This is a genomic window from Streptomyces sp. NPDC001373, assembly GCF_042895815.1.
Lineage (GTDB): Bacteria > Actinomycetota > Actinomycetes > Streptomycetales > Streptomycetaceae > Streptomyces.
Map to the genome: position 1 here is coordinate 82,737 of NZ_JBIAWQ010000007.1, position 17,777 is coordinate 100,513.

The 17,777-nt window shown below is 73.5% G+C and carries 19 protein-coding genes; 6 read left to right on the forward strand and 13 right to left on the reverse strand.

Features of this window, described 5'->3' with window-relative positions; translation table 11 throughout:
- From ACFY15_RS17915 to ACFY15_RS17930, 4 genes are all read right to left on the reverse strand, one after another.
- Positions 1–1,320 carry a pyridoxal-phosphate dependent enzyme gene (locus tag ACFY15_RS17915; protein WP_390686655.1) on the reverse strand — a complete coding sequence of 440 codons (1,320 nt, stop codon included), beginning with the start codon at positions 1,318–1,320 and terminating at the stop codon, positions 1–3.
- The gene (locus ACFY15_RS17920) at positions 1,317–2,816 is read right to left on the reverse strand and encodes a Y4yA family PLP-dependent enzyme (RefSeq protein ID WP_390825759.1); all 1,500 of its coding nucleotides are present in this window, start codon (positions 2,814–2,816) and stop codon (positions 1,317–1,319) included. Before ACFY15_RS17920 ends, ACFY15_RS17915 begins: the two co-directional genes overlap by 4 nt.
- 82 nt (positions 2,817–2,898) lie before the next feature.
- On the reverse strand, positions 2,899–3,450 hold the full coding sequence (locus ACFY15_RS17925; RefSeq protein ID WP_390686653.1) for a GNAT family N-acetyltransferase: 552 nt from the start codon (positions 3,448–3,450) through the stop codon (positions 2,899–2,901).
- 42 nt (positions 3,451–3,492) lie between these two features.
- Positions 3,493–4,581 (reverse strand): WD40/YVTN/BNR-like repeat-containing protein, encoded by a 1,089-nt coding sequence (locus ACFY15_RS17930; protein ID WP_390686652.1) that lies wholly within the window; start codon positions 4,579–4,581, stop codon positions 3,493–3,495.
- 224 nt (positions 4,582–4,805) lie between these two features.
- Here ACFY15_RS17930 and ACFY15_RS17935 point away from each other — a divergent pair, with 224 nt between their 5' ends.
- Positions 4,806–5,906, forward strand: coding sequence for an NADH:flavin oxidoreductase/NADH oxidase (locus tag ACFY15_RS17935; RefSeq protein ID WP_390825760.1), 1,101 nt, complete (start codon positions 4,806–4,808; stop codon positions 5,904–5,906).
- A 125-nt stretch (positions 5,907–6,031) separates the two neighbouring features.
- A complete protein-coding gene (locus ACFY15_RS17940; RefSeq protein WP_390686650.1) occupies positions 6,032–6,394 on the forward strand; it encodes an ArsR/SmtB family transcription factor in 363 nt (120 codons plus the stop codon).
- Between the two features lie 215 nt (positions 6,395–6,609).
- Here ACFY15_RS17940 and ACFY15_RS17945 read toward each other — a convergent pair whose 3' ends face one another.
- Both ACFY15_RS17945 and ACFY15_RS17950 read right to left on the reverse strand, forming a co-directional pair.
- Positions 6,610–7,968, reverse strand: a complete 1,359-nt coding sequence (locus ACFY15_RS17945) for an FAD-dependent oxidoreductase (protein ID WP_390825761.1) — start codon at positions 7,966–7,968, stop codon at positions 6,610–6,612.
- 54 nt (positions 7,969–8,022) lie between these two features.
- A complete protein-coding gene (locus tag ACFY15_RS17950; protein WP_390825762.1) occupies positions 8,023–8,676 on the reverse strand; it encodes a DUF305 domain-containing protein in 654 nt (217 codons plus the stop codon).
- A gap of 77 nt (positions 8,677–8,753) precedes the next feature.
- Between ACFY15_RS17950 and ACFY15_RS17955 the strand changes: the two genes are divergently transcribed.
- Positions 8,754–10,241, forward strand: coding sequence for an LVIVD repeat-containing protein (locus ACFY15_RS17955; RefSeq protein ID WP_390686647.1), 1,488 nt, complete (start codon positions 8,754–8,756; stop codon positions 10,239–10,241).
- Between the two features lie 6 nt (positions 10,242–10,247).
- On the opposite strand, the gene ACFY15_RS17960 is transcribed toward ACFY15_RS17955, so the two are convergent.
- The 3 genes from ACFY15_RS17960 to ACFY15_RS17970 form a co-directional block, all read right to left on the reverse strand.
- On the reverse strand, positions 10,248–10,871 hold the full coding sequence (locus tag ACFY15_RS17960; protein ID WP_390686646.1) for a TetR/AcrR family transcriptional regulator: 624 nt from the start codon (positions 10,869–10,871) through the stop codon (positions 10,248–10,250).
- A 106-nt stretch (positions 10,872–10,977) separates the two neighbouring features.
- Positions 10,978–11,913: a M56 family metallopeptidase gene (locus ACFY15_RS17965; RefSeq protein ID WP_390825763.1), complete on the reverse strand. Its 936-nt coding sequence runs from the start codon at positions 11,911–11,913 to the stop codon at positions 10,978–10,980.
- Positions 11,914–12,013: 100 nt separating this feature from the next.
- Positions 12,014–12,634: a DUF5134 domain-containing protein gene (locus ACFY15_RS17970; RefSeq protein WP_390825764.1), complete on the reverse strand. Its 621-nt coding sequence runs from the start codon at positions 12,632–12,634 to the stop codon at positions 12,014–12,016.
- A gap of 142 nt (positions 12,635–12,776) precedes the next feature.
- Here ACFY15_RS17970 and ACFY15_RS17975 point away from each other — a divergent pair, with 142 nt between their 5' ends.
- Positions 12,777–13,316 carry a GNAT family N-acetyltransferase gene (locus ACFY15_RS17975; RefSeq protein ID WP_390825765.1) on the forward strand — a complete coding sequence of 180 codons (540 nt, stop codon included), beginning with the start codon at positions 12,777–12,779 and terminating at the stop codon, positions 13,314–13,316.
- 69 nt (positions 13,317–13,385) lie between these two features.
- Here the strand turns inward: ACFY15_RS17975 and ACFY15_RS17980 are convergent, their stop codons facing one another.
- The gene (locus ACFY15_RS17980) at positions 13,386–14,078 is read right to left on the reverse strand and encodes a glycerophosphodiester phosphodiesterase (RefSeq protein WP_390686641.1); all 693 of its coding nucleotides are present in this window, start codon (positions 14,076–14,078) and stop codon (positions 13,386–13,388) included.
- Between the two features lie 192 nt (positions 14,079–14,270).
- Entirely contained in the window at positions 14,271–14,945 is a 675-nt protein-coding gene (locus ACFY15_RS17985; protein ID WP_390825819.1) for a helix-turn-helix transcriptional regulator, read from the reverse strand.
- Positions 14,946–14,958: 13 nt separating this feature from the next.
- Here ACFY15_RS17985 and ACFY15_RS17990 point away from each other — a divergent pair, with 13 nt between their 5' ends.
- Positions 14,959–15,348 (forward strand): hypothetical protein, encoded by a 390-nt coding sequence (locus ACFY15_RS17990; protein WP_390825766.1) that lies wholly within the window; start codon positions 14,959–14,961, stop codon positions 15,346–15,348.
- Positions 15,349–15,374: 26 nt separating this feature from the next.
- Positions 15,375–15,557 (forward strand): hypothetical protein, encoded by a 183-nt coding sequence (locus tag ACFY15_RS17995; protein ID WP_390825767.1) that lies wholly within the window; start codon positions 15,375–15,377, stop codon positions 15,555–15,557.
- Positions 15,558–15,703: 146 nt separating this feature from the next.
- On the opposite strand, the gene tgmC is transcribed toward ACFY15_RS17995, so the two are convergent.
- Complete coding sequence (tgmC, locus tag ACFY15_RS18000; RefSeq protein ID WP_390825768.1) at positions 15,704–16,870, reverse strand: ATP-grasp peptide maturase system methyltransferase; 1,167 nt, start codon at positions 16,868–16,870, stop codon at positions 15,704–15,706.
- Positions 16,867–17,727: a putative ATP-grasp-modified RiPP gene (locus tag ACFY15_RS18005; protein ID WP_390825769.1), complete on the reverse strand. Its 861-nt coding sequence runs from the start codon at positions 17,725–17,727 to the stop codon at positions 16,867–16,869. Before ACFY15_RS18005 ends, tgmC begins: the two co-directional genes overlap by 4 nt.
- Positions 17,728–17,777: the final 50 nt, after the last annotated feature.

The window sequence follows — 17,777 nt, forward strand, 5'->3', positions numbered from 1 at the left end:
TCAGTCACGCACCAGGGGAGCGCCGGCGTCCCGCCAGGCGATGATCCCGCCGGCCAGGCTGCGGACGTCGGGGTGGCCCATGCGGGTCAGCAGGGCCGCGTACAGGGCCGACTTCTCGCCGACCGGGCAGGCCAGCAGCACCGGCCGGCTTCGGCCGAACGGCAGCCCGCCCCGTACGAGTTCGTCGAAGAGCTCGTCCACGATGTTCACCGACCCCTCGATGTGCAGCGCGGCGTACGCGAACGGGCCGCGCAGGTCCACCACCAGCGGGTCGCGCTCCGCCATCCACCTGCGGGCCTCGTCGACGCCGATGACGGCGGCCGAGGCGGCTTCGGCCTCGGTCAGGGTGGCGACCGAGTTCCGGACGGGCGGCAGCCCCAGGAGGTCCGGGCGGCGTCGGCGGACGTAGCCGGTGTAGCTCTCCACCCGGTCGCAGACGATGAACACCGCCGTCCTGCGCTCCGTCAGCCCGGCGTCGAGCTCCCGCAGATGGCGGACCGCGCCGAAGTAGGCGGCCCCACCGGTCGGTCCGGCGAGCAGTCCGCAGCGGCGCAGCAGGGTCAGCATCCCCTCGATCGCCTCGTCGGAGGTGACCGGCTCCAGGGTGTCGTAGGTGGCCGGGTCGAAGATGCCGACCTCCTGCACCTCGTCGATGGTGCGGATGCCCGGGATGAAGTCGGCCTTCTCGCCGACCAGGCCGAGGACGCGCACCTTCGGGTCGTGCGCGCGCAGCGCCCGCGCCACCCCGGTGGAGGAACCGGCCGTGCCCACGCAGGCGACGAACCAGTCGGGGGCCCGGCCGTCCAGGTCCGCGATGATCTCCGGGCCGGTCCCGGAGGCGTGGGCCTCGGTGTTGCGGGGGTTGAAGTACTGGTCGGTGTGGAGATGGGCGCTGCCGGGGAGGTTCAGCTGCCGGTGGAAGAGGGTCAGCGGATCGTCCTCGTCGGTGGGGTCGAGGCACTCGCTGCGGCCGGGGAGCTCCTCGATCTCGGCGCCGAGCAGCAGGAGCAGGTCCTTGACCTCGGGTATGCGCATCCGGTTGGTGACGCTCTTGAAGGGCAGTCCGTGCAGTCCGGCGATGAGGGCCAGGGCCTTGGCGGTGTTCCCGCTGGACAGTTCGACGACCGTCTCGCCGCGCTCGGCGGCGCCGGCGAGCGCGGCGCGGGTCATGTTCCAGGCGGCCCGGTCCTTGAGCGAGCCGAAGGGGTTGAGCATCTCCAGCTTGGCGTAGAGGTCGATGTGGCGCAGGCCGTGCACGGCCGGGTCGATGCGGACCAGCGGTGTCCCGCCGATCGCTTCGGTGATGCTGTCGTACCTCATCCCTGGGCTTCCCCCGTCCGTGTGAGCGGCCAGTACTGCTCGTCCAGGCACCACTGCCAGCCGCCGTCCTCCGCCTCGTGGACGGCGACCTTGCGCGCGACGGCCTGCCCCTGGGCGCGGGTGGCGCCGAAGTCCATGCAGTAGCCGGCGGTGTTGGCGAAGGCGAGGAGGTCGCCGGGGCGCGGCTGCCGGGGCAGGAACACGGTCCGGCGGGTGATCAGGTCCGATTCCAGGCAGAGGTTGCCCATGAGGTGCACCGCCACCGGCGCCCCCGCGTCGGGCGGGGCCGGGCTGCGGGGCAGGACCACGGGGTCCACGAGGACCCCGTGGTCCTCCAGGCCGACGTCGCCGGCGTTCATCGCGAGGCGCACCAGCTTCTCCCCGCCGTCGGAGTCCCGCACCTCCAGGACCCTGCCGAGGGTGAGCCCGCACTGGTCGGCCAGGGCACGGCCCGGTTCGGCGTAGAGGTCGTAGAGGCCCTCCAGGAGCAGGGTGCCCAGCGGGCGGCCCAGCCCGGGCGCCGGATGCGCGAGCAGTTCGTCGAGGTATCCGGGGCCGACGGTGGGCCGGTGGGCCGGGTAGAGGCCCAGCGCGCCGCGGAGCGTCCCGTTCTCGGCGCGCAGTCCGTAGCCGTGGCCGCCCCAGGACAGGGGCGGGCGTGTGCCCATGACGGCGCGGGTGAGCTCGGTGGTGTAGCGCTCCCACTGGGCGGCGTGGGCCAGGTAGCCGACACCGAAGCCGCCGCCGACGTCGATCGCCGTCGGCCGCAGGCCGCGGATCCGCAGCTCCTCCATGGCGTGCAGGCAGCCCTCGAGCGCCGTCGCCTTCTCCTCCACGCTGGTGGTGTCGAGGTGGTAGCCGACGCCGACGGGCTCCAGTTCCGCGCGGTGGCGGTCGAGGACGTCGAGCAGGTGGTGCAGGGACTTCACGGAGGTGCCGAAGCGGCTGCGGCGTGAGAGCCGCCGGGCCCCGGCGGCCTCGAAGCCGGACAGCCGCACCAGCACGCGCAGGCGCGGCAGTCCGTGCCCGCGCACGACGGCAGCCGCCCGCTCCAGCTCGCCGGGCCCGTCGGCGTTGAGGAGCGCCCCGCTGCGCGCGGCGAGCCAGAGGAACTCGGGGTCCTTGGGGCCGGTCGCCATCACGTCGGCTCCGGCGAATCCGGATCCCAGGGCGTGCTGCAACTCCGTGAGCGAGGCGGCGTCGAGGGCCGCTCCGGTGGTGGTGAGCCGGCGGACGAGGGCGCTGGAGCGATTGGCCTTGTGCGCGAAGAACACGCGTCCGGCGAGCCGGTGACGGGCGAACACCGCGCGGAAGCCGCGGACGTTGTCGGCGATCTGGTCGGGCAGGATCACGTTGAGTGGGGATCCGAGGGCGTCGACGAGGGTGTGCAGGAGCGCCGGCGATTCCAGGAGGGCCGCCGCGCGCGGTGCGAGCCTCGGTTCCAGGTACAGGGGGGCGTCGTGCGAAGGGTCGCTGTACGAGGGGTCGTTGCTCATCCCAGCTGTTCCTCTCCGTCGAGGAATGCGTACCGGTGCCGGCGAACGGTCATAAGACCGTAACCCCCGCGGGGCATTTTTGTCAGAGGACGAGGCTCATCAGGATCTCGTCCCGGTCGTCGCCGGGCGCGACCCGCAGCGCGCCCGGCCACCGGCCGACCTCCACCCAGCCGAGCCCGCGGTAGAAGTCCTCCAGCCCGAGGCCGCCCCGGACGGCGATGGCCAGCCGTTCCAGGCCCATCTCCTCCCGGGCGAGGGCCGGGACCCGGTTCATCAGGGCGGTGGCGATCCCGCGGCCGCGCAGCCGGGGGAGGGTCTGGACGTGGTTGACCGCCCCGCGGTGCGCGACGAGCGGGTGGCGGTCGCGGCGCACGACCAGCCAGCCGGCGAGCGCACCGCCGACGGTGGCGACGAGCAGCCTGCCGAGGTCGGGGTCGAGGGAGCGGACGAGCCCGTCGACCACGGGGGCCACATGGGAGCGGCGCACGGGAGGCAGCGGGAACTCGGCGGCGATGACCGCGCCGCCGGAGTTGACCACCGCCTCCCAGCAGTCGACGAGCTCCTCCCGGAGCTCCGGGGAGACCTCCTCGGGCCGGGTCAACTGCCGCAGTTCCGGAGACTCGTGCGCGCTCATGCCCGCCAGCCTCCCAGACGCGGGCACCCTTGCGCGGGAGGTTCAGGGCAGCACGGCGGCCCGGACGCAGAGCACGTCGGGGAGGTGGTCGGCCAGCAGCCGCCAGCTGTCGCCGTCGTCGTCACTGGCGTACAGCTCGCCGTTGCGGTTGCCGAAGTAGACGCCCGCCGGGTCCGCGTCGTCCGTGCACAGGGCGTCGCGCAGCACCGTGCCGTAGTGGTCCCCGTCGGGCAGCCCCTTGGCCAGCGGCTCCCAGGTGGCGCCGGCGTCGCGGGTGCGGAAGACGCGGCAGCGGCGCCCGGCCGGGACCCGGTCGGAGTCGGCGTTCAGCGGGAAGACGTACGCCGTGTCCGGGCGGTGCGGGTGGGCGGCGACGGCGAAGCCGAAGTCGGAGGGCAGGCCGGATCCGATGTCGGTCCACTCGGCGCCCGCGTCGTCGCTGCGGTAGACCCCCCAGTGGTTCTGGAGGTAGAGCCGGTCCGGGTTCCCGGCGTCCTGGGCGATTTTGTGCACGCACTGGCCGAACTCGGGGTTCGGGTCGGGCAGGAACACCGCCGAGACCCCGTGGTTGGACGGGCTCCAGCTCGCGCCGCCGTCCCGGGTGCGGAACACCCCGGCGGTGGAGACCGCCACCGTCACCGCGGCCGGGTCGGCGGGGTCGGTGATCACCGTGTGCAGCCCCTCGCCGCCGCCGCCCGGCACCCACGCGGAGCGGGTCGGGTGCTCCCACAGCGGCCGGACCAGCTCGAAGGACCCGCCCCGGTCCACGGAGCGGAACAGGGCGGCCGGTTCCGTCCCCGCGTAGACCACGCCCGGGGCCTCCGGGCCGGCCGGGTGCAGCTGCCAGACCCGTTCCAGGGAGGCGCCGGTGTCCTTCGGGAACCTCACGGCGGGCGCGGCGGGCTCCTGCCAGCTGCCACCGAGGTCGTCGGAGGTGAAGACCGACGGTCCCCAGTGCGAGCTGTCCCCGCCGACCAGCAGGCGGGCCGCCGGGCCCCGTGCGTCGATGGCGACCGCCGAGACGGCCTGGGCGTTGAAGTGCGGTCCCTCGAACTCCCAGGGGCCCGCGCCCCGGCGCCGGCCGATGAACAGCCCCTTGCGGGTCCCAGCGAGCAGCAGCACGTCGGTCATGGCCGACACCTCCGGACGTCCTTGTCCTGATACGGCAGGTTTCCCGTCAGTGTGCACCCACCCACTGACAGGGCCCGCCGAGGCGGGGCCGGAGGCTTGGCGGGGCACGCCCGAGCCGCTTGTACGGGAGGTCTCGTACTACGAGAGATTTCGTAGTACGGTATCTCTCGTACTTAGCGCCGCATCGATCCCCGGTGCGCGTCCGGTGACATCTGGAGAACCCCATGAGTGCCGCACCCGCTGCCTTCGCCGCCCTTTTCCAGCCCTACACCCTCCGGTCGGTGACCATCCCGAACCGGATCTGGATGGCGCCGATGTGCCAGTACAGCGCCGAGGCCTTCGGCCCGAACGCCGGAGTGGCCCTGGAGTGGCACTTCGCGCACTACGCGGCCCGCGCCACCGGCGGCACCGGCCTGATCATCCAGGAGGCCACCGCCGTCTCCCCGGAGGGCCGGATCAGCCCGCAGGACCTCGGCATCTGGAACGACACCCAGGTCGAGGCCCTCCGCCGGATCACCTCCTTCGTCAAGTCCCAGGGCTCCGTCCCCGGCATCCAGATCGGCCACGCCGGCCGCAAGGCCTCCACCGACCAGCCGTGGAAGGGCGGCGGCCCGGTCGGCGAGGAGGCGCACGGCTGGCGGCCCAGCGCCCCCAGCGCCGTGGCCTTCGACGAGGGCCACCCCGTGCCGCACGCGGTCACCACCGAGGAGATCCACGAGATCACCGGCCAGTTCGCGGCCGCCGCCGAGCGGGCCCTCGCCGCCGGCTACGAGGTCCTCGAGATCCACGGCGCCCACGGCTACCTCATCGGGGAGTTCCTCTCCCCGCACAGCAACCGGCGCACCGACGCCTACGGCGGCTCCTTCGAGAACCGCACCCGCTTCGCGCTGGAGGTCGTGGACGCCGTGCGGGCGGTGTGGCCCGAGGAGCTCCCGCTGTTCTTCCGGATCTCGGCCACCGACTGGCTGGAGGAGGACGGCTGGACCGCCGACGAGACGGTCCGGCTGGCCGCCCTGCTGGAGGAGCACGGCGTGGATCTGCTCGACGTCTCCACCGGCGGGCTCGCCCCCCGCGTGAAGATCCCCACGGGTCCCGGGTACCAGGTGCCCTTCGCCGCCCGGGTCAAGGCCGAGACGACCCTCCCGGTCGCGGCGGTCGGCCTGATCACGGAGCCCGAGCAGGCCGAGAAGATCCTGGCCAACGGCGAGGCCGACGCCGTCCTCCTCGGCCGGGAGCTGCTGCGCGACCCGTTCTGGGCCCGCCGCGCGGCGGCCGAACTGGGCGCGGAGCTCCCGGTCCCCGGCCAGTACCAGCGCGCCTGGTGAAGGCGGGGCGGCGCGGGGTACACCCGGTCCCCGGCGCCGCCCCCGGCCCGTTCGTACGAAGGTTCTCGTACGATGGGACCCGGGCCCCGAGGCCCGGGCCGGAACCCGAAGGAGTGGAGCAGGACATGACGGAACGTGACGCGCCCCGTGCCCTCGCCCACCCCGAGGCGGACGAGATCCGCCTGGAGGGGGTGCTCCACGCCCTCTCCGACCCGCTGCGGCTGTCCATCGTCCGCGACCTCGCGGACCGGGAGGTCGAGCTGGCCTGCTCGGACTTCGTCCTGCCGGTCACCAAGTCCACGACGACGCACCACTTCCGCGTCCTGCGCGAGAGCGGCGTCGTCCGCCAGACCTACCGCGGCACGGCCAAGATGAACGGCCTCCGCCGCGAGGACCTTCAGTCCCTCTTCCCCGGCCTCCTCGACACCCTCCTGGCGGCGGCCGCCGCCCAGGAGGCGAGGCTGGGGGAGCGGCAGACGGGAGTGTGACGACAGCCCCTGGCTCGGCCAGTGCTCCGACCGGAGAGGTCTGCCGCGCCGTGGCCTTCGGGCCCGGGCCCGGGCCCGCGGTCGTCGGGCGGCGCGTCGGGTCCGATGCGGACCGCCGACCGACCCCGCAGACGAGCGCCGCCAGAACCCCGCAGGCGCCCCGCCGTAGCGGCTTCCCCGTGCACCACCCCCAGACCCGAGACGGGACCGGCACCCTACGCCAGGCCGGCCGCCGCGCGGAGGCCCGGCCAGTCGGGGATCTTGACCGAGCGGCGGCCCAGGGAGCGGCCCAGTTCGGCCTCGGCCGCCTCGATCGACAGCCAGCCCGGCCACTCCACCGGGTGCAGGCCCGCCGCGCGGAGTGCGTCCAGGGGGTCGCCGGAGAGGTCGCGGCGGGCCAGGGCGCCCGCGTCCTGGAGCAGGGAGGAGACCGTCTCCTTGGCGCAGGGGCGGTTGGTGCCGATCACCCCCGTCGGCCCCCGCTTGATCCAGCCCGCCACGTACTCGCCCGCCGAGGCGCGTCCGGCGCGGACCACCCGGCCCGCCGCGTGCGGCACGGTGCCGGTGGCCGGGTCGAAGGGCAGGCCGGGCAGGGGGACGCCCAGGTAGCCCACCGAGCGGAGCACCAGCTGGGCCTCCACGTCCTCGTGGGCGCCCGTACCGGTCACCCCGCCCCGGCCGTCCGGCGCGGTCCGCTCGAAGCGCATCCCGCGGACCCGGCCGTCCGGGCCGCCCAGCACCTCCACCGGGCGCAGGCAGAAGCGCAGGCCGACCTCCCGTTCCCGGCCCCCGCCGGGCTCCGGGCCCCCGGCCCAGCCGCGCAGCACCTCCAGGTTGCGCCGGGCCGCCGCGGGCAGGGCCGCCGCCGCGGCCGGGTCGGCGTACGCCGGGTCGAGGGCCAGCTCGGCGGCGTCCGCGCGGATGCCCACCCCGGGCAGGGTGCCCAGCTCCCGGAGCTCCTTGGTGGTGAACTTCGCCTGCGAGGGGCCGCGCCGGGCCACCATCGTCACCGTCCGCACCCCGCTGTCCGCCAGCGCGCCGAGCGCCGGCTGGGGCATGTCGGTGGGCTCCAGCTCGGGCACGCCCCGGGCGAGGATCCGGGTCACGTCCACCGCGACGTTGCCCGCCCCGACGACCACGGCCGAGCGGACCCCGCCCAGGTCGAAGGAGCCCGCGTCGGGGTGCCCGCTGTACCAGGACACGAAGGCCGTAGCGGAGTGCACCCCGGCCAGCTCCTCGCCGGGGATCCCGAGCGTCCGGTCCCGCGCCGCGCCCACGCAGTAGACCACCGCGTGGTACAGCTCCAGCATTCGGGCGGAGGTCAGCGGTCCGTTGCCGACCTCCACGTTCCCGAGGAACCGGATCCGCTCGTCCTCCAGTACGGAGCGCAGGTTTCCGGTCAGGGACTTGATCTTCTCGTGGTCGGGGGCCACCCCGTACCGGACGAGGCCGTACGGAGCCGGCAGCCGGTCCAGCACGTCGACCCGCACACCCGGGACCTCACGTTGCTCGACCAGTGTCTGGGCGGCGTAGACCCCGCTGGGGCCCGAGCCGACGACGGCGACACGTAGCACGGCGGAACTCCCTCCCGCAGGTGCTCCCCAGGATGCCACCGGCCTCCGCGCCCGTCAGCCCATCGCGCGCATCCGGTGGATCTCGGCGCTCTGGACGGCCACCACCTCGTTCGCCATCTCCTCGACGGCGCCGTTGTTCCCCTGGGCCAGCGCCTCGCCCGCCATCGTCACCGCCCCCTGGTGGTGGGCGGTCATCAGGGAGAGGAAGAGCCGGTCGAAGGCGGCGCCGCGGGCGTCCGCCAGCTCGCGCAGCTGTTGCTCCGTGGCCATGCCGGGCATCGCGCCATGGTCGTGCCCGCCGGGGTCGCCGGCCGGCGCGGGGTAGCGGGCCTGCCACTTCTCCATGGCCCCGATCTCCGGCCCCTGCGCGGCCGCGATGCGCTCGGCGAGCCGCCTGACCCCGTCCGCCGAGGCCCGGTCGGGGGCCAGGGCGCTCATCGTCAGGGCCTGCCGGTGGTGTTCGATCATGCGCCGCACGTACGCCCGGTCGGCGGCGTTGGGGCTGTCGTCGGGCCGTTGCCGGGCGGCCTGTTCGGGGGTGAGGGTCCGGGACCGCTCTCCCGGCCGGCCCGGTGCGACGACCACCGGCGAGCCGTCGCCGGCTCCCCGCGGGGAACCGCCGCCGGTGCAGCCGGCGACGGGGAGGAGGAGTGAGGCGGCCAGCGCCGCCCCCAGGAATCGGCCGAGTAACGCGTTTGCCATGTCCATGGAAAGGAAGATACTGCCGGGGTCCAGGTTCCGCTCCCCACCCGGGAACGGAGCGCAGGGCCCCCACGGGAGGCACAGTGACCTTGCTGCACACCGTCAGAGTGCGCCACCGGAGTCTGGGGGCGGCCCTGGCGGCCGCCGGACTCCTCACTACGCTCCTTGCCGCCGCCGGACCGGCGGCGGCCAGCCCCGACCCCGGCGACTCGTCCCCGGGCGCGGGCTCCCGGCAGAGCGCGGACCTCGCGCCGGGCCGCGACCCCGCCCCCGGGGAGATCCCCGGCCAGGACGAGGTCGTGCACAGCGCCAACGTCAAACCCCTGGCCAACATCCCCAACGCCAACCTCAAGGGCATCAACTCCGACCTGGCGTTCCAGGGCGACTACGCCTACGCCGGCAACTACGACGGCTTCACGATCTACGACATAGCCGACCCCAGGGCCCCGAAGACCGTCACCCAGGTCCTCTGCCCCGGCGGCCAGAACGACGTCTCCGTCTCGGGCGACCTGCTCTTCCTCTCCACGGACTCCTCGCGCAGCGACGACTCCTGCAACAGCGTCTCGCAGCCCGCCACGGAGAAGTCCTCCTGGGAGGGCATCAAGATCTTCGACATCAAGGACAAGAAGAACCCCAAGTACATCAAGTCCGTCGAGACGGCCTGCGGATCGCACACCCACACGCTGGTGCCGGGCGGCCGCGACATCTACCTCTACGTCTCCTCCTACTCGCCCAGCGAGGCCTTCCCCGACTGCCAGCCCCCGCACGACGGCATCTCCGTGGTCAAGGTTCCCAGGAAGGCCCCGACCCGGGCGGCCGTCGTCGGCTTCCCGGTGCTCTTCCCGGACGGCGGCAACCCCGGCGCGCCCACCAACCCGGGGGTCTCCAAGACCACCGGCTGCCACGACATCACCGTGCTGCCCTCCGAGGACCTCGCCGCCGGAGCCTGCATGGGCGACGGCATCCTCTTCGACATCAGCGAACCCGAGCACCCGCGGGTCATCGACCGGGTCCAGGACAACGTGAACTTCGCGTTCTGGCACTCGGCGACCTTCAACGAGCGCGCGGACAAGGTGGTGTTCACCGACGAGCTGGGCGGCGGCGGCGCCGCCACCTGCAACGAGGCCACCGGCCCCAACCGGGGCGCCGACGGGATCTACGACATCACCGGCCGCGGCGACCAGCGCAAACTGGTCTTCCGGGGCTACTTCAAGATCCCGCGCCACCAGGCCGACACCGAGAACTGCGTGGCCCACAACGGCTCGCTGGTCCCGGTCGGCGACGGCCGCGACATCATGGTCCAGGCCTGGTACCAGGGCGGGGTCTCGGTGTGGGACTTCACCGACTCCGCCGCCCCCGAGGAGATCGGCTACTTCGAGCGCGGCCCGCTGACCACCGACCAACTGGGCCTCGGCGGCTCCTGGTCGGCGTACTACTACAACGGGCACGTCTACTCGAACGACATCGTCAAGGGCCTGGACGTGCTCAGGCTCGACGACCGGCGCACCGACAGCGCCAAGCGGGTCCGGATGGACCGGCTCAACGTCCAGAGCCAGCCCGAGTACCACTGACCGGACTCACGGAGGAAACGTTCCGCCGGGCGGCCCCCCGTCTGGCGGGAACCCCCGCTCCCACTCCAGCCCGTACCGCTGGAACAGCTCCGCCCGCAGCCGGGACGCCGGCATCGGCGCCCCCGGCAGCAGGACCGCCACCACCGCACCCATCAGCAGCGCGCGCAGCATCGGGTAGTCGGTGTCCACGTCGGCCGAGCCGTACCGCGTGACCGTGTCCCGGAGCAGCTGCGCCAGCCGCTGCTGCTCCGGGCACCTGATGAACCCCTCCGCCTGGAGGATCCCGGCCATGTGGGTGCGCATCAGCCGGGGCTGGTCGCGGGCCAGCCCCAGGATCGCGTCGACCGCCCGGGCCAGCCGCTCCCGGCCGTCGTCCGTGCGCGGCTCGCGCTCCAGGGCCTCCTCCAGGGTCAGGTGCATCAGCCGGTGCACCGCCGACTGGAGCAGCTGCCGCTTGCCGGGGAAGTAGTACGAGACCAGGCCGCGGGCCGCGCCCGCCCGGTCGGCGATGTCGCCGAGCTTGGTGGCCTCGTAGCCGCGCTCGGCAACCAGTTCGACCGTGGCCTGCAGCAGCCGCTCCCGGGAACGTCTGCGCAATTCTTCATTGACCGATGCGCTGCGCGGGGACATGCTTACTCCTGCGTTGACTGGCTTCGAGCCAATATACTCAGCGCGAAGCCGTCGGCCCGAGGCGACGCGGGGGATCGCCTCGGGCGGGCGCGTTCGGCGGGCCAGGTCAGGCCAGCGCGCTCAGCCCCGGTACGAACGCCACCGCCAGCGGCACCGCCGGCAGCAGCGTGGCCAGCGCCGTGAGCCGCAGCCGGCGTCCGGCGGACAGCCGGGGCGTGGCCGCCAGCAGACGCCGTACCCGCTCGGGCACGTGCGCCTGGGCGGAGGCGGGGCCGAAGACGCCCCGGTCCTCGTTCAGCCCGACCAGAGCCAGTGCGATCGTCAGCCGCCCGTAGCGGCGCGAGGCCACGTCGTCGGCGGCGAGTTCCACCAGCCGGTCCATCTCCGCCTCGAACGCCGCGAACACCGGCACCTGCGGGAACCCCCGCGCCAGCGCCCGCGAGCAGTGCAGCAGCCAGTCGTGCCGGGCGGCCACGTGCCCCTGCTCGTGCGCCAGCACCGCGTCCAGCTGACTCCCCTTGAGCCGGCCCAGCGCCGCCGTCGTCACCACCAGCCGCGGCGCCGGCCCGGCCTGCCACCAGGCCTCCGGACGCGGTCCCTCCAGCACCACCAGCCGCCCCGCAGCGGGGTCCTCGCCGGGCAGCAGCGGGGCCCGCAGCCGCAGTTCGGCCCCCCGGGCGCGCCGCCGGGCCCGCGCCCGCAGCACCTCCCGCGTCAGCATCGCTCCGGTCCACAGGCCCCCGCAGGCCAGCGCCAGGGCGGTACCCGCGGCCCAGTGCCCGCCCCCGGGGCCCAGCCCGTACGCGTCCACCACCCCGTGCGGGGCCGCCGCGAACAGCCGCCCCCGTACGGCCTGCCAGGCGGCGGCCGCGCTCAGCAGCATCGACAGCCCCAGGCACAGCAGCGTCGCGCCCACCACGCACTGCCACACCCACAACGCGACCACGGGTTCCCGATCGGGCCAGGCGGCGCGGGCCAGCAGGCGCGGCGCGAGGAACGCGGTCAGGGCGCCGAGGAGCAGAAGGGCGGCGGGGACCATCATGTCGGCCAGCCTATGAGCGCCGGGCTACCTACGGGTACGGGCCGGGGAGATTGGTGACGCAGGACACGTTCCGGCCCGCGCGGCCCCCGCCGGCGGGCCGTCACATGCTCAGCAGCATCGCCAACATCCCTATCCCCATGGCCAGTCGGCAGGCCCGGACGAGCTCCCCGGCCCCGCCGCCCCCCGTGCCCCCGGCGCCGCCCCCCGCATCCCCGGCGCCGCCCCCCGCATCCCCGGCGCCGCCCCCCGCATCCCCGGGGCCGCCCCCCGCGGACAGCGCGCCGCCGGCGGTCACCAGCCGGGCCCCGCCCAGCAGCACGTACCCCGAGTAGTAGAGGAGCAGCGCCCCCGTCACCAGCGGCAGCCCCGCCCGGCCGTGCACGTGCCCGGCGGTCGCCGACAGCGCCATGTACGCCATCGCCAGCGTGCCCACCAGGTGGTGCGCGTGGTGGCTCCCGCCGCGCAGCAGCCACAGCGCGTGCACCGAGGCCCCGCAGCAGACCGCGAGGAGGATCTGCGGCCCCCACGGCCCGGTGCCCGAGGGCACGGCCATCACGGCCATCCCGAAGCCCATCACCGCCTCCCCGGCGGCCATGCCGCGGGCCCGGCGGTCCGCTCTGCGCGCCCGCAGCAGACAGTACGCACCGCTCACGGCGCAGAGCAGGACCAGCAGCCATGCGGAGGCGGCGGAGGCGGAGAGGGGCGTCGCGGATCCGTGCACGGCGGAACCTCCCGGTTCGTCGGCGTCACGGGAAGGGATGCCCTGCTCACACCCCCTTCACGCGGGACCGGGTTAGGCTCTCTGCGACCCCGGCGGCATGTCATATGCCGCCGCTCTGCCGCCGTACCGAACGGAGCGCCCGATGTCCACCGCCCAGCCCGCCGCCCTGAGCTTCCGCAGCGCCGTGGAGGAGGACGTGCCCGCCCTGGTGGCCCTCGTCGAGTCCGCCTACCGCGGGGACGCCAGCCGGGCCGGCTGGACGACCGAGGCCGACTTCCTGGACGGCCGGCGCACCGACGCGAGCGGGGTGGGCGCGATCATCGCGGATCCGGACAGCACGCTCCTCGTCGTCGAGCGCGGGGACGAGCTCGTCGCCTGTTGCCAGCTCGAACACCGGGGCGACCACGCCTATTTCGGCATGTTCGCGGTACGGCCCGGGCTCCAGGGCGCCGGCCTCGGCAAGGAGGTCATGGCCGAGGCCGAGCGCCGCGCCCGCGAGGACTGGAAGGTCGCCGAGATGCGGATGACCGTCGTCAACGTGCGGGAGGAGCTCATCGCCTACTACGTCCGCCGCGGCTACCGGCGCACCGGTGAGCTGAGCCCCTTCCCCTACGGGGACGAGCGCTTCGGCATCCCGCTCCGCGACGACCTGGCCTTCGAGCGGCTGGTCAAGGCGCTCTGACGGCCGCGGCGCCCCGGAGGCCGGGGCCGCGCCCGGACGGCGGGCACGGCCCCGGCGGTCCGGGGAGGCTCAGGCCGTGAACCGGCCGGTGCTGCGGATCTCCGGGAAGTCGGTCGCCGCGCCGTTCAGTTGGAGGGCGCGCGCCAGCCGGAGCCGGTCCAGGGTGTTGACCGTCCAGCCGGTCACCCGCAGCCCGGCCGCGTGCGCCGCCTCCACCACCTCCAGGCTGAGCAGGCGGATGTCGACCGCGACGCTCGCGGCCCCCGCCGCCCGGGCCGACGCCACCAGCTCCCCGGCGTCCGCGCCGGGCCGCTCCACGTGCAGTGCCGTACGGACCCCGGGGGCCCGCCGGGCGACCTCGCCGAGCAGCTCCGCGTCGCCCGAGGCCACCTCCACCCGGGCGGTGAGGTCCTCGCGCACGAGCAGCTCCACGAGCGCCCCGGCGGCGGCCGGGTCCTGGACCGACACCTGGAGCGGGATCCGGACGGCGTCCAGCACCTCCTCCAGGACCGGCACCCGTTCGCCCAGGCCGGCGTCCAGTTCACGCAGCTCGGCGAGGGTCAGGTCGGCGACGGCGCCCGCGCCGTCCGTGGTGCGGTCCACCTCGGCGTCGTGCAGGACGACGAGGGCGCCGTCCTTGCTGAGGCGTACGTCCAGGGCGATGACGTCCATCCCGCAGCGTTCCGCCCGGATGAACGACCGCAGGGTGTTCTCCGGTTCCACACCCATGACCCCGCGGTGACCGATGGTGAGGAAAGTCAAGGTTCTCTCGCTTCCGTCGACGGCGGCTCCCGGCGTGGTCGCGGTGTCCCGACCGGCCGCGCCCGGTGAGGACGCATGCTAGTGCGCACCGCGCGCGTTGGGACCGGGCGTGCAGGGGGCTTGCGGAAGCCGTCCGCCCGCTTCCCGCCGGGGCCGTGAGCCCCGCGGTGGTCCCGGGGGTGCCCCGCCGCGTCACCCGGGGGTGGGCGCGTCCTCGCCGGCTTGACGTCCCGCCCGCCCGGGGTGCGCCCCCGCGTGCCGGCCGGCCTCCGCGAGGTCCTCCAGCAGGGCCTTGCCCAGCTCCAGCTCGGCCAGGTGCCGGCGCTCGCTCCAGCGCAGGGCGAGGGCGGGGAAGGCCCACTCCGGCACGTCCGCCGCGTGCGCCATGGCTTCCCGTACGGCGGCCAGTTCGCTCCGGGTGCGCTCCAGGTGGTCCGCCACCATGGCCCGCAGCCGCTCCGGCTCCGACAGGTGTCCGAGCCAGATCCGCAGCAGCAGCCCGTGCTTGAGCACGGGCGGCCCGGCCTCGGCGGTGTCCGCCGCCCAGCCGGAAAGAGCCTCGCGGCCGGCGTCCGTGATGGCGTAGCGGCGCTTGCTGCGGACCTCCTCGGGCCCCGAGCGCGCGGAGGAGGCGTACCCGAGTTCCTCCAGCCTGCGCAGTTCGGCGTAGATCTGGCTGATGGCGGGCGACCAGTAGAAGAAGCGGAGGGAGGAGTCCGCCCATTTCTTGAGCTCGTACCCGGTCCGCTCGCCGGGGAAGGACAGCAGGCCAAGAACCGCCCACGCGGTCGGCGGAAGGTCTTGCTTGGTGGCGATATGACTACTGGTCACATTTCTGATCGAAGCAAGACCGGGCGCGGGACGCATCTCTGGAGGCATCGTGAAATTCTCCGTGATCTTCGAGGCTCAGCTGGCCGACCCCGCCGTGGAGCGGGAGCACCAGGTCGTCCGCGACTGCGTCGAGCAGGCGGTCTTCGCCGAACGCATGGGATTCGACCGGATCCGGGCCGTCGAGCACCACTCGCTGAAGTGGTTCGCCCACATGGGCGCACCCGGGAAATTTTCACTGCGCATACGTTCGACTCGGCGGGCGCCTCCGCTTCAAGCGCAGGGGAGGCGGTCCGTGAGTTTACTGGGTCGCCTCGTCCAGCACCCGCAGGGCATCGTCAAGGGCGCTTCGCAGGCTCTCGATCACGAGGATGGAGGCCGCACCGTCGAGCGGCCACGGCGGCCGCTGACCGCTCCACGCAGGCGTACGTGGCCGCGCTGATCGCGGCGGGTGGGGAGGTGCGGGCGATGACTGGCGGATTCCAGCGAATGATCACCGTGGACCAGCAGAGCCTGTTCGTCGACGACCACGTCACCCGCAGGCCCGATGCCCACAGCGGCTGGCACGTCGCAGACCGCAGCTCCGTGATGTGGGCCCGGCACATCTTCGACATCTCCGGGAGAACGCCATGCCATGGGCTCAGGCCGTGACCGTGGCCGATGAGGTCGTACTGACCGATCGGCAGATGGACATCCTGGAGCAGCTCCACGCAGGTGAATCCCAGGAAGGCGCAGGCCGGCGTCTCGGCGTAAGGGGTGCCAGCCGCGGGGCGGGCTTGTCGGAGCTGGTGCTCGGTTCAGTGAAGCGGGTGCACCCAGCGCAGGTCAGGCGAGTTGCCGATCAGGTACGTGTGGGAGCGCTCGGTTGCGTGGAGGCGAACCTCGGTGATGTCGGGCCGTCCTTCGGCGGCCCACCCGAGCAACGCCCGTTCCACGTCGTCCCACAGGCGGACCGGGCCGCCCTGGCGGACCCGCCACTCGTCACCGTCCGGGAGGAGCTCGGCGAAGCTCTCGCGGTCGGGGTCGAAGAGGTGGACCCGCAGCTCGCCGTGGCTGTCCCGGACCCGGAGAACCTGGGCCGTCGGCGCTGCCAGCTGCACCAGGAAGGCCGGCATCAGCTCGTCGAGGTCGGTCGGGGCGACGAGGGACCGCCGCTCACTGTCGGCATACGCCACGCGGGAGGAAAGGTCTCCGGCGATCGGTGTGGTGGCCTGCGAACGCGCGAGCATGAAGTTGGTGTGTGCGATGAACCGCCCGTCGGCGGTCCCGTCCTCGCGCACGGTGAGTTTCGCGAGGCCGGTGCCGGTGGCCAACGTCCCGACCGTCGCGAGGATGACGCCGCCGGGGCGGGTCTGCCGGATCCACGTGTAGGGGATGCGCCGCACGCCGCAGGTGGCGATGACCCGGTCGTAGGGAGCGCGGCGGGGCAGGCCGAGGAGGCCGTCGCCGGTGACTGTCCAGGTTGAGATCCCGGCGCTCTCCAGGGCCGCGTCCGCACGCGCGGCCACGCCCGGGTCGACCTCGATCGTCGTCACGTTGTCCTCGCCCAGGCGGTGGCACATCAGGGCGGCGGAGTACCCCGTCCCGGTGCCGATCTCCAGTACCTGGTGCCCGTCGTCGACCTCCAGCTCTTCGATCATCTCCAGCACCAGCGCCGGCACCGTGGACGACGAGGTGGGGATCCCCTCCACCGAGCCCTGGGCCTGGTCGGCGGTGAGGTGGTTGTCGAGCTGCGTGACCAGCGACTCATTGGTGTAGACGGTCCTGATCCACTCGGCCGGGTCCGTGTCGGCGGCGACCACGGGCCGCCAGAGCCCGGCACCGGCGGGCACGAAGACGCCCGGGGCGAGGAACAGTTCGCGGGGGATGCTTTCAACGGCCTTCTGCCACGCCGGCGTGCGGATGGCGCCGGCGGCCTCAAGCTGATCGGCAAGATCCTGTCGCTCAGAACTGGTATCGATCAAGTGGTTCCTCCTTGGGTGAGCAGGCCGGCGACGGCAGAGGCCAGGGGTAGCCCGGTGTGCTCCTCCAGCCACCCCCACTGGCCGTTCGGATTGAGTTCCAGCAGCCAGTGGGTCCCATTGCGGTCGACTGCGAGGTCAAAACTCCCCGACGCGAGCCCGAAGGAATCGAGGAAGGCGAGCAGGGCTTTCTCCAGCCGGGCGGGCAGGGAGATGACCGAGTACGTCAGCGCAGCGTAGTCCCGTCGCCAGTCCAGGAGATCGGAGTTGATGCGTACGGCGAAGATCTCGTGGCCCACGACCAGGACGCGGATGTCGTAAGCCTTGTCGACGCGTACCTGGAAGAGGTGCGGTACGACGTGGATCCGGTCGTCGATCTCCTCTGCCGTGACGGGCTCCGCCCACGACACGACGGGTACGCCGTCGCGCTGGTAGGAGGTCGCCCGCAGCGTCTTGTGGATCACCCCGGGGTGGGTGGCGATGAAGCCGCGCGCCTCGTCCGGGTCGTTGGTGATGAGGGTGTCTGGTACGGCGATGTCGAGGTGCTGGGCGAGGGCCAGTTGGTGGGGCTTGTAGTCGGCCGCCGCGTTCCTGAGTGGGTGGTTCACCCACAGCGGGCGGCCGAGCGAGTGCAGGACGCCGCCGAGGCCGTAGCGCGTCTGGGCGGCAGCGAACCGGGCGTCGTCGGGGCTGGTGGAGGTCGTGGTTCCCGTACCGCTGCTGGTGCCGTGCTTGCCCATCTCGACCACGTTGCCGTGCCGGTCGCGGAAGACTCCGAGCTGGGTGGCGGGGTCGATCGTGACGGAGGCGTGCGGGAGCTGCACGGCGGTGGTGTACGGGTGAGACGGCTGATGCCCCACGGGGTGACGGGAGCGGGAGAGGTGATGGACATGGGACTCCGATCGGTGGT

What these genes read in the sequence shown, in the direction of transcription:
- ACFY15_RS17960 (WP_390686646.1), bottom strand. Translation starts at nt 10,871, where the DNA reads ATGTCCCCGCGCAGCGCATCGGTCAATGAAGAATTGCGCAGACGTTCC.
- ACFY15_RS17915 (WP_390686655.1), bottom strand. Translation starts at nt 1,320, where the DNA reads ATGAGGTACGACAGCATCACCGAAGCGATCGGCGGGACACCGCTGGTC.
- ACFY15_RS17950 (WP_390825762.1), bottom strand. Translation starts at nt 8,676, where the DNA reads ATGGACATGGCAAACGCGTTACTCGGCCGATTCCTGGGGGCGGCGCTG.
- ACFY15_RS17975 (WP_390825765.1), top strand. Translation starts at nt 12,777, where the DNA reads ATGTCCACCGCCCAGCCCGCCGCCCTGAGCTTCCGCAGCGCCGTGGAG.
- ACFY15_RS17935 (WP_390825760.1), top strand. Translation starts at nt 4,806, where the DNA reads ATGAGTGCCGCACCCGCTGCCTTCGCCGCCCTTTTCCAGCCCTACACC.
- ACFY15_RS17925 (WP_390686653.1), bottom strand. Translation starts at nt 3,450, where the DNA reads ATGAGCGCGCACGAGTCTCCGGAACTGCGGCAGTTGACCCGGCCCGAG.
- ACFY15_RS17940 (WP_390686650.1), top strand. Translation starts at nt 6,032, where the DNA reads ATGACGGAACGTGACGCGCCCCGTGCCCTCGCCCACCCCGAGGCGGAC.
- ACFY15_RS17965 (WP_390825763.1), bottom strand. Translation starts at nt 11,913, where the DNA reads ATGATGGTCCCCGCCGCCCTTCTGCTCCTCGGCGCCCTGACCGCGTTC.
- ACFY15_RS17920 (WP_390825759.1), bottom strand. Translation starts at nt 2,816, where the DNA reads ATGAGCAACGACCCCTCGTACAGCGACCCTTCGCACGACGCCCCCCTG.
- ACFY15_RS17995 (WP_390825767.1), top strand. Translation starts at nt 15,375, where the DNA reads ATGACTGGCGGATTCCAGCGAATGATCACCGTGGACCAGCAGAGCCTG.
- ACFY15_RS17930 (WP_390686652.1), bottom strand. Translation starts at nt 4,581, where the DNA reads ATGACCGACGTGCTGCTGCTCGCTGGGACCCGCAAGGGGCTGTTCATC.
- ACFY15_RS17985 (WP_390825819.1), bottom strand. Translation starts at nt 14,945, where the DNA reads ATGCGTCCCGCGCCCGGTCTTGCTTCGATCAGAAATGTGACCAGTAGT.